Origin of the sequence: Mesorhizobium sophorae, from assembly GCF_002270415.1 — a bacterium.
GTDB classification, from domain to species: domain Bacteria; phylum Pseudomonadota; class Alphaproteobacteria; order Rhizobiales; family Rhizobiaceae; genus Mesorhizobium; species Mesorhizobium sophorae.
In genome coordinates, this window is record NZ_NNRI01000009.1 from 77,626 (window position 1) to 89,678 (window position 12,053).

11 protein-coding genes are annotated in these 12,053 nt (G+C 62.3%); 4 read left to right on the forward strand and 7 right to left on the reverse strand.

Annotated features, from left to right (window positions below; genetic code table 11):
- The first annotated feature begins 106 nt into the window (after positions 1 to 106).
- Entirely contained in the window at positions 107 to 562 is a 456-nt protein-coding gene (locus tag CGZ66_RS15900; protein ID WP_095085098.1) for a macro domain-containing protein, read from the forward strand.
- 38 nt (positions 563 to 600) lie between these two features.
- Here the strand turns inward: CGZ66_RS15900 and CGZ66_RS15905 are convergent, their stop codons facing one another.
- The 4 genes from CGZ66_RS15905 to CGZ66_RS15920 all read right to left on the reverse strand — a co-directional run bounded on the left by CGZ66_RS15905 (position 601) and on the right by CGZ66_RS15920 (position 4,687).
- Positions 601 to 1,209 carry an ABC-type transport auxiliary lipoprotein family protein gene (locus tag CGZ66_RS15905; protein WP_425352293.1) on the reverse strand — a complete coding sequence of 203 codons (609 nt, stop codon included), beginning with the start codon at positions 1,207 to 1,209 and terminating at the stop codon, positions 601 to 603.
- Between the two features lie 79 nt (positions 1,210 to 1,288).
- Positions 1,289 to 2,662: an MlaD family protein gene (locus tag CGZ66_RS15910; RefSeq protein ID WP_095085100.1), complete on the reverse strand. Its 1,374-nt coding sequence runs from the start codon at positions 2,660 to 2,662 to the stop codon at positions 1,289 to 1,291.
- A 14-nt stretch (positions 2,663 to 2,676) separates the two neighbouring features.
- Entirely contained in the window at positions 2,677 to 3,498 is an 822-nt protein-coding gene (locus CGZ66_RS15915; protein WP_095085101.1) for an ABC transporter ATP-binding protein, read from the reverse strand.
- 1 nt (position 3,499) lies between these two features.
- Positions 3,500 to 4,687, reverse strand: coding sequence for an MlaE family ABC transporter permease (locus tag CGZ66_RS15920; protein WP_095085102.1), 1,188 nt, complete (start codon positions 4,685 to 4,687; stop codon positions 3,500 to 3,502).
- Between the two features lie 78 nt (positions 4,688 to 4,765).
- Between CGZ66_RS15920 and dgcA the strand changes: the two genes are divergently transcribed.
- Positions 4,766 to 5,749, forward strand: coding sequence for an N-acetyl-D-Glu racemase DgcA (gene dgcA, locus CGZ66_RS15925; RefSeq protein ID WP_095085103.1), 984 nt, complete (start codon positions 4,766 to 4,768; stop codon positions 5,747 to 5,749).
- On the opposite strand, the gene CGZ66_RS15930 is transcribed toward dgcA, so the two are convergent.
- Entirely contained in the window at positions 5,720 to 6,934 is a 1,215-nt protein-coding gene (locus tag CGZ66_RS15930) for an MFS transporter (protein ID WP_095085104.1), read from the reverse strand. The genes dgcA and CGZ66_RS15930 overlap by 30 nt on opposite strands.
- A 105-nt stretch (positions 6,935 to 7,039) precedes the next feature.
- Positions 7,040 to 7,822 carry a UDP-2,3-diacylglucosamine diphosphatase gene (locus tag CGZ66_RS15935; protein ID WP_167392125.1) on the reverse strand — a complete coding sequence of 261 codons (783 nt, stop codon included), beginning with the start codon at positions 7,820 to 7,822 and terminating at the stop codon, positions 7,040 to 7,042.
- Between the two features lie 153 nt (positions 7,823 to 7,975).
- Between CGZ66_RS15935 and CGZ66_RS15940 the strand changes: the two genes are divergently transcribed.
- Both CGZ66_RS15940 and CGZ66_RS15945 read left to right on the forward strand, forming a co-directional pair.
- Positions 7,976 to 8,755, forward strand: a complete 780-nt coding sequence (locus CGZ66_RS15940) for an SDR family oxidoreductase (protein WP_095085154.1) — start codon at positions 7,976 to 7,978, stop codon at positions 8,753 to 8,755.
- A gap of 176 nt (positions 8,756 to 8,931) precedes the next feature.
- On the forward strand, positions 8,932 to 11,256 hold the full coding sequence (locus tag CGZ66_RS15945) for an NADP-dependent malic enzyme (protein WP_095085105.1): 2,325 nt from the start codon (positions 8,932 to 8,934) through the stop codon (positions 11,254 to 11,256).
- On the opposite strand, the gene CGZ66_RS15950 is transcribed toward CGZ66_RS15945, so the two are convergent.
- Positions 11,257 to 11,811 (reverse strand): DUF1287 domain-containing protein, encoded by a 555-nt coding sequence (locus CGZ66_RS15950; protein WP_095085106.1) that lies wholly within the window; start codon positions 11,809 to 11,811, stop codon positions 11,257 to 11,259. It lies immediately after the preceding gene.
- Positions 11,812 to 12,053 lie beyond the last annotated feature (242 nt).

Below are 12,053 nucleotides of genomic sequence, written 5' to 3' on the forward strand. Positions count from 1 at the left end.
GCCCTTTCTGTTTGAAGCCAATCCTGAAAAGATCGTTTGGAATGTCGCCAATCTCGCGATTTGGTTAGATGCTCGCGCTGTGGATTGAGGTCGGGATTTCGTGGCAATGCAGACAATTCGTGGTGATCTGCTTCAGCTTGCACTCGACGGAAGGTTCGATGCCATCGTGCACGGATGCAACTGCCAGTGCCAAATGGGCAAGGGAATTGCTCTCTCAATAAAGCAGCGATTTCCCGAGGCATACGCCGCGGATTGCGCAACACCGAAGGGCGACCCAGCCAAACTGGGAAGCCTGTCTGTTGCTGAGATCAGGCGAGAGGGCTGCGCGTTCCATGTCATCAATGGCTACACGCAGTTCCATTGGCAGGGAACAGGCGTGAAGGCAGACTACGAAGCAATCCGGAAAGTCATGCAGTCCGTCAAAGCCAAATTCACAGGCAAGAGGATTGGTTACCCGAAAATTGGCGCTGGGCTGGCTGGAGGTGATTGGGAAACGATAGCCTCAATCATCGAGGACGAACTCGCCGATGAAGAGCACACCCTTGCTGAATACGTCGGCTGAACCGTTTCGGCTGACCGGATCATCCCCATTTGACCCGCTCAGATGACCGAATCCGTCCAACGCACGATCTGCTTGGCGGTATCTCCAAACGCGCTGTCTAGCGCCCTGACATAGGCAGGATTGCCGCTGCCTGAAACGGGCGCCGATGCGGTGAAGCTCTTGGAGGCACGCACCTCGCCATTGCGGTCGTTCAATATCCGCACGAACAGGTCGACCTCGGCGTGCTCGCCGCCGTCGACGCGGACTTCGAAAGACCGGACCTCGACAATCACCTGGTAGTCGATCGCCAGGCCCTCACCCGGCTTGCCGACGCCGGCAAAACTGCCCGAACGCTGGAAGGTCTCGGCCAGCCGCGCCTGCACGATCAGCGGCAGCCGGTCGGCCCATTGCGCACCCTTGAGATACTGGATCGAGCGATCCGACGGCTTGATGACGATGTTCTGGCTGTCCAACGCCTTGAGCGCCGACGGCTGCGCGATCAGGATCTGTCGGCGGCTGTGGCCATGCGCGTCGACCGAAGGCGCCGACAGCTCGAACGTGTCGAGCGGCGCAGGCTTGCCGCCCAACACAGCGCAGCCTGCCAGCGTCAAGGCAAGCAGTGCCGCAGCCGATGTCAATCCGCCCGTTCTCACCCACACAGACTTCACGCGCGGTCCCCGTTGTCCCCGGATCGTAAGATCAACCCGCTTTCTTGGCTCATGTTCTTGGGACGTGCCGAAGCCGAAGTCAACGCCGCGCCCTGCCATCGAACTGCCGGACCTCGCCATCGCCACCCGAAAGGATGCGCTGCGGATTGCGGCTGAGATCCGTTACGGCCTCCTCGATGCGACTGATCGAACGGCGGCTGTCCTGCACCAGCGCCTCGACATTCGAAAGCCCCTGGCCCGAAAAGCGCGCCAAATTGTCGGTAATGACGCCCAGGCGGGAATTCAAAGTGTCGGCAACCTGCTTGAACGATTTCAGCGTTTCCCTGGCGTCGGCCATCACGCCGTCGGCCTGGCCCGACCCGAGCAAGGTGTCGACCTTGGCGAGGATGCCGTCGACACGCACCGAGGCATCGTTGAGCCGCTGTGCCAGTTGCTTGGCATCCTTGATCGTCTGGTCGATGTCGTCGGCCCGATTGGCGAATTTGTCGGTCACCTCAGCGATGTCGGCGGCGGCCTTGTTGGCGTTTTCGCTGGCCTTCTGAATGTTGGCCAGTGCGGAGCGCACTTGCGCCGGATCGATACCGTCGAGCACACCATCGACCTTGGCCAGCGTGCCTTGCGTCTTCTTGGCGAAATCGTTGACCGACCCGACCGCGGTGTCGACATTCTTGATGACGCCGTCGAGCTGCGTCGACGTTTCCTTGAGATTCGCAGTTGCCGTATCGACGTTGGCGACGATGCTCTTGATCTTGTCCTTGTCGACGGCATTGAGCAGGCCTTCGGCTGCTTTTAGCGTGCCGTCGAGCTTGCCAGAAACGCCTTTCAGCTCATCGGAGAGCGCACTGACGCTGGAGAGGAACTTGTCGATGCCGTCCGAATTCTTGGCCAGCGCATCTGAGAAGGTCTGCGCGTTCTTGACGGTTTGCGTCAGCGGCCCGCGCACATCCTTGGTGAAGCCTTCAAGCTCAGAAAGCACCTTGTCGGCGCGGGAGAAGATGTTCTGTGCCGTCTGCAGCAGGTTGGTCACCGCCGATGGGTTGGCGACGATCTCGGCGACCTTGCCTTCCTTCTCGGCCTGGTCGAGGAGCTTTACTTCCTTGGGGTCAGCGCCCTTGAGTTCGATATTGGCCTGTCCGGTGAGGCCGGCGAGGCCGATATCGGCCTGCGTCGACTTGGTGATCGGCGTCAGGCGATCGATCTCGGTGTCGGCAATGGCGACGGTCGGATTGTCGACATCGATATAGACGCGCCTGACGTCACCGACCTTGACGCCGTTGAACAGCACGAAGCTGCCGCGGCCAAGCCCGGAAGCCGAGCCCGGAATACGCACGCGCAGCAACGTGGTCTCGCCCTTGTCGCCGATCGCCGCCGTCCAGTAGACGAAGGCAAACGCCGCCAAGATAGCGGCCAGCGTGAAAATGCCGACAATAACGTAGTTGGCTCTGGTTTCCATTGTCCCACTTATGGCTATGCGCGCGCCGCAAGATCAAGTTGCCGGGCGCGTTTTCCGCGGAAATAGGATTTCACCCACGGCTCCTCACTCTTCAGCATGTCGTCAATGGTGCCTTCGACCAGCACTCTCTTCTTGCCGAGCACGGCGACGCGATCGCAAGCGGTGAAAAGCGTGTCGAGATCGTGCGTCACCATATAAACGGTCAGATCCATCGTATCGCGCAGCTTGACGACCAGTTCGTCGAACTCCGCCGCGCTGATCGGATCGAGGCCGGATGTCGGCTCGTCGAGGAAGACGATGTCGGGATCGAGCGCCAGCGCACGTGCCAGCGCCGCCCGCTTGATCATGCCTCCGGAAAGTTCGGACGGAAATTTCTGCGCCGCGTCAGGCGGCAGCCCGACCAGCTCGATCTTGAGCATCGCCAGTTCGTCCATCAGCTTTCGCGGCAGGTCGAGATATTCGCGCATCGGCACCTGCACGTTTTCCAGCACTGTCAGCGCCGAAAAAAGGGCGCCGTGCTGAAACAGCACGCCAAGCCGCATGTCGACGCGCAGACGCTCGACGTCGCTCGCTTTCTCGACATCGACGCCGAACAGCTTGATCGTGCCCGACTGTTTGCGCGTCAGCCCAAGAATGGTGCGCAGCAGAACGGATTTGCCGGCGCCCGAGGCACCGACAAAGCCAAGGATCTCGCCGCGCCGGATATCGAGCGAAAGCTTGTCGAGTATGAGCTTGTCGGCGAACGAGACGGTGATGTTGTGCGCAGAGAGCACAATGTCGCCCTCGCCCGTTTCGTCCGCGATTGCGACCGCCTTTTTTCTGCTCAGCAGCACCATCTCAGAACTCGATCGCTGCATAGAAGATGGCGAAAAGCCCGTCGAGGATAATGACGACGAAGATCGACTTAACCACCGAGGCGGTCACGTGCTGGCCGAGCGATTCGGCGCTGCCGCCGACCTTCATGCCTTCGACCGAGGCAATCGTGCCGATGATCATGGCCATGAACGGCGCCTTGATCAGGCCGGCGAAAATGGTGCTGAGATCGATGGCGACGCGCAGCCGGTCGATGAAGGCAGCAGGTGCGATATCGGAGTACAGCCAAGCCGCGACGATACCGCCGCCGAGTGCCGCGAAATTGGCAATGATGGTGAGGCACGGCAAGGCGATGACCAGCGCCACGAGGCGCGGAAAGACCAGCACGCCGATCGGGTTGAGTCCGATGACCTTCAGCGCGTCGACTTCCTCGCGCATCTTCATCGAGCCGATCTCGGCGGTGATCGCGCTTCCGGAGCGGCCGGCGATCATGATCGCGGTCATCAGTACGCCAAGCTCGCGCAGGATCAGCACGCCGACCAGGTCGACGACGAAGATATCGGCGCCGAAGTAGCTGAGCTGATAGGCGCCTTGCTGGGCAACGATGGCGCCGACGATCGCCGACATCAGCACCACCACCGGAATGGCGCCGACGCCCATGCGGTCGATCTGGTTGAAGATCGCCGCCGGGTTGACGGCATGGCCACGGCCGAGCTTCATCTGCGCGCCGCGGATGGTGGCGCCGAGGATGTTCATCGAGGCGAGGAAGTCGTCGCGCATCTCGTAGACGCGCCGGCCGACCGCCTCCAGCGCGCGAATGATGATGTTGGGTGGCCGTGCCGGACCGGATTCGGGTTCGCGCCGGACGGCCTCGCCCACCGCATCGAGCAGGATGTTGGCAATCTCGCTCTGGCCTTGCATGCTGATCTTGACGCCCTTCTTCTCGAAGGCACAGACCAGCCGGTCGATCAGCCAGGCGCCGGCGGTATCCATCTTCCCGATGTTGGAAAGATCGAGCGCCAAAGTCTTGAAACCACTTCGCTTCTCGATCTTGCGCATGTCGGCGTCGATAAGCGCGACGGTCCGTGTCGTCCAGATTCCCGAGAAGACGCAGCCGAGAACGCCGTCCTCCTCGCCGATCGCCACGCGCGGTTCGTGGTCAGCCTCCCCCGCGGTCGTGCCGCTTGCGTCGCGCTTGCCAATGGTCAACATGGCGTCCTTTTTAGCCTGACGGAACAAAGCTGTCGATTTGCCGACTCGCCCGTTGTTGCATAGCCGGAGCAGAAAAATATGGCGCGTGTCATTTCGGTTGAGGCAGAACGTTTCCCGATCGCCGGAACCTTCACCATTTCACGCGGTTCCAAGACCGAAGCCGAGGTCATCACTTGCACGATCAGCGAAGACGGCCACGTTGGCCGTGGCGAATGCGTTCCCTACAGGCGCTATGGCGAGACCATGGATGGTGTCCATGAGGCGATCGAATCCATGCGAGAGCGGATCGCCGCCGGCATCAGCCGGAGCGCCCTGCTCGACGCCATGCCGGCCGGAGCTGCCCGCAACGCTATCGACTGCGCTTTGTGGGATCTGGAAGCAAAGATCGGCGGAATGCCGGTGGCTGCTGCCATTGGCGCTGTATCGTTAAGGTCACTTGAAACGGCCTACACGCTGTCGTTGGGTGAACCGGAGGCGATGGCGGCGCAGGCGCGTGGCAATGCGGCGCGGCCGCTGCTCAAGGTCAAGATCGGCGGCGACAACGACGTCGCCCGTATCCGCGCCGTCAGGCAAGCCGCGCCCGACAGCCGCATCATCCTCGACGCCAATGAGGGCTGGACCGACGACAACATCGCCGCGAACCTCGCCTTTGCCGCCGAGCAAGGCATCGCGCTGATCGAACAGCCGCTGCCGGCCGGCAAAGACGAGATCCTGCGCCATATCGCGCATCCTGTACCGATCTGCGCCGATGAAAGCGTGCATGAGGCTGAGAATCTCGAAGCGCTGGTCGGCCTATACGATGCCGTCAACATCAAGCTCGATAAATCGGGCGGGCTGACAGCGGCGTTGGTGCTGCGCGATCGCGCCCGCGAACTCGGTTTCGGCGTGATGGTCGGCTGCATGGTCGGCACGTCGCTGGCGATGGCGCCGGCGGTATTGCTCGCCCAGGATGCCGATTTCGTCGACCTCGACGGTCCGCTCCTGCTTGCCCGCGACCGTGTGCCCGGCCTTGTCTACCAGGGATCGCTGGTGTCACCGCCTGATACGGCGCTGTGGGGCTGAGCGCGCCGCAAGTCCGATCAGCACCAGACCGATCAAGGCGATCGGGATCATGGCAAAAAAGCCGTCGACGCCGAAGCGGTGGTAAAGCGGGCCGGACGCCAGCGTCACCACCGCCATGAAGAAGCCGTTGGAGAAATAGGCGATGCCTTGCGCAGCACCTGTCCGCTCTTCGGAAACCGTTTCGCCGATCATCTTCTGCATGCCGATCAGCACCAGCGCCACTGAGACCGAATGCAGCGTCTGGACGCCGAAAAATCCGGCAACGCCGAGGCCGAGCGGCCACACAAGCGGAAAGGCGATCCAGCGCACGATCGCCCCGATACCCGCCATCACCATGATCGAGACAACGGAGAACGAGCTGAAATAGCGGGTGAACATCATGAACATGCAAACTTCCGCGACCACGCCCCATGCCCACAAAAGGCCGACAACCGAATCGCTGAGGCCGATCGATTTCCAGTAGATGGAGACGAAGCCGTAAAGGAATGCGTGGCTGGCGGTGATGACGCCGACACCGATCGAAAAATACAGGAAATATGGGTTGAGAAGCTTTGGCGCCACGTGCTGGATGTCGGTCGCCGACAGCGGCGAGGCGCGTCGCGGACGGCCGAGACGCGGCGCCAGCAAGCCGGCAGCAAGGGCCGCGGCAAGTGAAACGAAGATGATCACCGGAACGGCCCCGGAGCCGGTTGCCGACAGGATGAAGCCACCGGCGACATTGGCGAACAGGTAGGAGATCGAGCCCCATTTTCGCATGCTCGTATAGTTCGAGCCAAACCGCCGCACACCCGAAAGTGCCAGCGAGTCGGCGATCGGCGAATGCGGCGTCCAGACGATGGTCAGCGCCAGCGACACCGCCAGCACCATGGCGTAGCTCGGGGTCAGGAAATAACCGGCCGACAGCAGCAGTGACGCCGCCACCAGCGCGACATAGATATCGGCGCGGTCCCTGGCCCTGTCGGCAAGTGCGGTCAGCAACGGCGTCGTCACCACGCGCAGGAACATCGGCGCCGCCAGAATGACGGCGATCTGCTCGGGATGAAAACCCTCGGCCTGCAGCCACAGCGGGAAATAGGGCACATGCGTTCCGAGCGGCACGAACAGCGTCGCGAAGATCAGGCTCATGCGCAGTTCGAAATGGCGCGGCTTGACGAGTTGTTCGGGCGAAAGCGGCGGCAGCGACATGAATCGATCCAATAACGCTGCACTCGACCGGACGGCAACGTGTATCGATCCCTTAACATGGGCTAAAACCGGGCGAAACCGGTTGGCCTAATCGATTGATCCGCGTCAGGCCGCCTGCCCGACCCGGTCTTCGAGGAGCAACGGGATAAACGGTTCGTCCGGCGCCTCGGGCAGCACCTGCGCCCAGGTCAGGATTTCCATCCGGCCATCGAAATGCTCGACCACCGCCGTGCAGCTTTCCACCCAGTCGCCGGTGTTGATGTATTGGACATCGCCAAAATTCTCGATGGCGGCGTGATGGATATGGCCGCAGATGATGCCGTCGACATGCGAGCGGCGCGCCTCTTCCGCAAGCATGGTCTGGAACGAGCCGATGAAATTCACCGCCTTCTTGACGTTGACCTTGGCCCAGGACGAGAACGACCAGTACGGCAGGCCAAGCAGTTGGCGCAGCCGCGTCACCACGCGGTTGACCAGCATCGCCGCGTCATAGGCGTGATCGCCGAGATAGGCGAGCCAGCGCGCATTGTGGACGACGGTGTCGAACTGGTCGCCATGGATGACGAGCAGCCGCTTGCCATCGGCGGTCTCGTGGATGGCGCGGTCGGCGACCACGATGCCGCCGAAATGCACGCCCTGGAACTGGCGCGCGAACTCGTCGTGATTGCCGGCGATGTAGGTGATGTTGGCGCCCTTGCGCGCCTTGCGCAGCAATTTCTGCACGACGTCATTGTGGCTTTGCGGCCAGTGCCAGCTCCGCCGCAGCCGCCAGCCATCGACGATATCGCCGACCAGATAGATGATGTCGGCGTCGTGATATCTAAGGAAATCGATCAGGAATTCGGCCTTGGCCGCCTTCGAGCCGAGATGAACGTCAGAAATGAACATGCTGCGGAAAGTGCGGGGCTCTTGGCCTGACATCGCGATTTCACCCTTGCTTTCGCGCAGGCTATGCCCCGATTCATGCAACAACCGTATGACGGTTGCGATTGGTCCAGCCGAAGGACTAGCTTGCCGCCGGCTCACAAGGAGAAAATCATCATGGATCTCGGCATTCGCGGAAAGAAAGCCATTGTCTGCGCTTCCAGCAAGGGGCTTGGGCGTGGCTGCGCCATGGCGCTGGCAGAAGCCGGCTGCGACATCGTCGTCAACGGCCGCAATGCGGAGCTGGTTGCCAAGACCGCCGCAGAGCTGCGCGAGCGCTATGGCGTGACGGTGACCGAAATCGTCGGCGACGTCTCGAAGCCGGAGGTTCAGAAGGCGTTGCTCGCCGCGTGCCCCGAACCCGATATCCTCGTCAACAACAATGGCGGCCCGCCACTGCGGGATTTCCGTGAGCTCGATCGGGCGAAGATCCTTGAAGGCGTCACCCAGAACATGGTGACGCCGGTCGAGTTGGTGCAGGCCGTCATCGACGGCATGGCAGCGCGCGGCTTTGGCCGCATCGTCAACATCACCTCGCTGTCGGTCTACGTCCCCATTCCCGGCCTCGACCTGTCGTCGGGCGCGCGCGCCGGCCTCACCTCGTTCCTCGCCGGCGTGGCGCGAACGGTGATCGCCCGCAACGTGACCATCAACAACATGCTGCCGGGCAAACTCGACACCGACCGGCTGCGTGGCCCGCATGACGCCGGCACACCAGAGGATCCAGCGGCGGCCGCCGCGCGCAAGACCCGCATCAGCGCCGATGTTCCGGCCAAGCGGCTCGGCACGCCGGAGGAATTCGGCCAGATCTGCGCCTTCCTGTGCTCGGTCCATGCCGGTTATCTGACCGGTCAGAACATACCGGTCGACGGCGGCCTCTATGTCAGCGCCTTTTGATCGACGCGCCTGTACGCAGCAAGACTCATATACGATGAAATCGGCATAAACATCTGATATAATGGTGTTTTAGACGCGCCGCCGGGTAAAGCTGCCGGCGCGTCATTTAGCGTCGCGACAAACCTTGGCCGCATGCTAAAAGGACTCTCCAGGCAGATTTCGAGGGAGCGGCCGGCATGGAAGGCGAGACCAAGAAGACGGCACGTTCGGACCTCGACGAAGCCGCCCTCTACTTCCACAAGCACCCAAGGCCGGGAAAGCTCGAGATCCAGGCGACCAAGCCGCTCGGCAACCAGCGCGACCTCGCGCTCGCCTATTCGCCAGGCGTCGCGGCCCCTTGCCTGGAAATCCGCGACGATCCGGCGACCGCCGCCGACTATACGGCGCGCGCCAATCTGGTCGGCGTCGTCTCCAACGGATCGGCCGTGCTCGGCCTCGGCAATATCGGCCCGCTCGCCTCCAAGCCGGTGATGGAAGGCAAGGCTGTCCTGTTCAAGAAGTTCGCCGGCATCGACGTCTTCGACATCGAGATCGACGCGCCGGGCATTGAGCGCATGGTCGAGACAATCTCGGCGCTGGAACCGACCTTCGGCGGCATCAACCTCGAGGACATCAAGGCGCCGGAATGCTTCGAAGTGGAAGAGCAGTTGAAGGCCCGCATGGGCATTCCGGTCTTCCATGACGACCAGCACGGCACAGCCATCATCGTCGCCGCCGCCGTGCTCAACGGGCTGGAATTCGCCGGCAAGACCATTTCGGATATCAAGATCGTCACGTCGGGTGCCGGCGCGGCCGCCCTTGCCTGCCTCAATCTGCTAGTCTCGCTTGGCGCGCGGGTGGAAAACATCTGGGTCACTGACCGTTTCGGCGTCGCCTATAAGGGCCGCGTCGATGAGATGGACCGCTGGAAAGACCCCTATGTGAAGGACACCGACGCGCGCACGCTGGCGGACGTGATCCCCGGCGCAGACGTCTTCCTCGGTCTGTCGGCGGCAGGTGTGCTGAAGCCGGAACTGCTGCAGCACATGGCGCCGAAACCGCTGATCCTGGCGCTGGCCAACCCCAATCCGGAGATCATGCCGGAGGCGGCGCGCGCCGCCCGTCCCGATGCGATGATCTGCACCGGCAGGTCGGATTTTCCCAATCAGGTCAACAACGTCCTGTGTTTTCCTTACATTTTTCGCGGTGCGCTCGACTGCGGCGCCAGCGCCATCAACGAGGAGATGAAGATGGCGGCGGTCCGGGCGATCGCGGCGCTAGCCCGCGAGGAACCGTCCGATGTCGCGGCCCGCGCCTATTCCGGTGAGACGCCAATCTTCGGGCCAGACTTCCTGATCCCCTCGCCCTTCGATCCGCGCCTGATCCTGCGCATAGCCCCGGCCGTCGCCAAGGCAGCCTGCGACACTGGCGTCGCGACAAGGCCGATCACCGATTTCGCAGCCTATATCGACAAGCTCAACCGGTTCGTCTTCCGCTCCGGACTGGTGATGAAGCCGGTGTTCTCGTCCGCCAAGGCATCGACCGCCAAGCGCGTCATCTATGCCGATGGCGAGGACGAGCGCGTGCTGCGCGCCGCCCAGGTGGTGCTCGAGGAAGGCATCGCCGAACCGATCCTAATCGGCCGCCCGCACGTCATCGAAGTGCGCCTGAAACGCTATGGCCTGCGCATCAAGCCCGGTGTCGACTTCGGCCTGATCAATCCGGAGGACGATCCGCGCTATCGCAACTATGTCGACCTCTTGATCGAACTCGCCGGCCGGCGCGGCGTGACGACGGAAGCCGCCCGTACTATGGTGCGTACCGACAACACGGTGATCGCCGCACTGGCGCTGAAGCGTGGCGATGCCGATGCGATGGTCTGCGGCCTCGAAGGACGTTTCGAGCGGCATCTGCGCAACGTCACTCTGATCATCGGCCCCCGCCTCGGCATCAAGGATCACGACCTGTCGACGCTTTCGATGCTGATCTCGCAGCGCGGCATCATCTTCCTGACCGACACGCATGTCTCGGTCGACCCGACCGCCGAGGAAATCGCCGAGATGACCGTGCTGGCTGCGGAAGAAATCCAGCGCTTCGGCATCGAGCCGAAGGCAGCGCTGCTGTCTCATTCGGATTTCGGCTCGCGCGACTCGCCGAGCGCGCTCAAGATGCGGCAAGCGGCCGCGATCCTGGCGCGCATCGCGCCCGAACTGGAGTGCGACGGCGAGATGCACGCGGACACGGCTTTGTCCGAGCATCTGCGCCAGCGCGTTTATCCTCACTCCAGACTGAAGGGCGAAGCCAATCTGCTGGTGTTCCCCAACCTCGATTCGGCCAACATCACGCTGTCCGCGCTCAGGACCATGATGGACGCGCTGCATGTCGGGCCGATCCTGCTCGGCACCGACATGCCGGCGCATATATTGACGCCGTCGGTTACCTCGCGCGGCGTCGTCAACATGACAGCGCTTGCCGTGGTCGAAGCCGCTCACAAGGCACAGGCGGTCGTCAATCTGGGCTGATCAGGCAGGCGCGAAGCGGAAATGCCCGGTCTGCTTAAAGGCGAACAACGTGTCGTCCTCGTGGGCGCCCTGGCCGATATTGTGGATGACCAGCGCCCTTTCCGGCACTTCCGTTGAACGATTTGATGAGACGATGGCAATATGCGGCAGGTTGCCTGGCAGCATCTGAGTAACGAGATCGCCCGGTTGAAAGTCGACGGGATTCTGGCTGACCGCTAAGGAAACGCCCCGCCGTCCAAAAAAGACGGCAAGATTCTGCACCCGGCGGTGGTCGATGTTGCGGTCGGGCGCTTTCAGGCCCCAAATCTTCGGATAGGCCGCGAAATCAGCCAACATATCCTCATGCACCAGCCTTTGCAGGTCGAGCCCGAAGGCGCGGCGATAGGCGCGGACCACGACATCGGTACACACACCCCGCTCCGGCGCGACATCGCCACCCGGATAGGTCAAGCGCATATAGGTTGGGTCGTAGAGGATGGTGACACCGATCTGCTCACGCGCGGCGTCGACCAATCGACTGCGCCAGTCCGGCGCATCGGGCTCCTCCTGCGCCATGGCAGCGGGCGGCGCCAGGCACAAGAGAGCGAGTTGTAGCGCGGTTCGACGGGTAATCGCGGTCATGCCAAGCCTCCGGGTCGCGCTGGATTCAGGCATTTTTTCTGGGCGAATACGCCTTTTTCATGCGGCGTCGGGATTTTGTGGCAGTGACTCTACCCGAACATCCGCGACGGCGCGTCTCTGGGCTAGGACCATCTTTGGTTGTAGATTGAGGAAACGATTAACCGCGAATCCGGTAG

What these genes read in the sequence shown, in the direction of transcription:
- CGZ66_RS15900 (WP_095085098.1), top strand. Translation starts at nt 107, where the DNA reads ATGCAGACAATTCGTGGTGATCTGCTTCAGCTTGCACTCGACGGAAGG.
- CGZ66_RS15930 (WP_095085104.1), bottom strand. Translation starts at nt 6,934, where the DNA reads ATGTCGCTGCCGCCGCTTTCGCCCGAACAACTCGTCAAGCCGCGCCAT.
- CGZ66_RS15910 (WP_095085100.1), bottom strand. Translation starts at nt 2,662, where the DNA reads ATGGAAACCAGAGCCAACTACGTTATTGTCGGCATTTTCACGCTGGCC.
- dgcA (WP_095085103.1), top strand. Translation starts at nt 4,766, where the DNA reads ATGGCGCGTGTCATTTCGGTTGAGGCAGAACGTTTCCCGATCGCCGGA.
- CGZ66_RS15915 (WP_095085101.1), bottom strand. Translation starts at nt 3,498, where the DNA reads ATGGTGCTGCTGAGCAGAAAAAAGGCGGTCGCAATCGCGGACGAAACG.
- CGZ66_RS15935 (WP_167392125.1), bottom strand. Translation starts at nt 7,822, where the DNA reads ATGTTCATTTCTGACGTTCATCTCGGCTCGAAGGCGGCCAAGGCCGAA.
- CGZ66_RS15950 (WP_095085106.1), bottom strand. Translation starts at nt 11,811, where the DNA reads ATGGCGCAGGAGGAGCCCGATGCGCCGGACTGGCGCAGTCGATTGGTC.
- CGZ66_RS15945 (WP_095085105.1), top strand. Translation starts at nt 8,932, where the DNA reads ATGGAAGGCGAGACCAAGAAGACGGCACGTTCGGACCTCGACGAAGCC.
- CGZ66_RS15940 (WP_095085154.1), top strand. Translation starts at nt 7,976, where the DNA reads ATGGATCTCGGCATTCGCGGAAAGAAAGCCATTGTCTGCGCTTCCAGC.
- CGZ66_RS15920 (WP_095085102.1), bottom strand. Translation starts at nt 4,687, where the DNA reads ATGTTGACCATTGGCAAGCGCGACGCAAGCGGCACGACCGCGGGGGAG.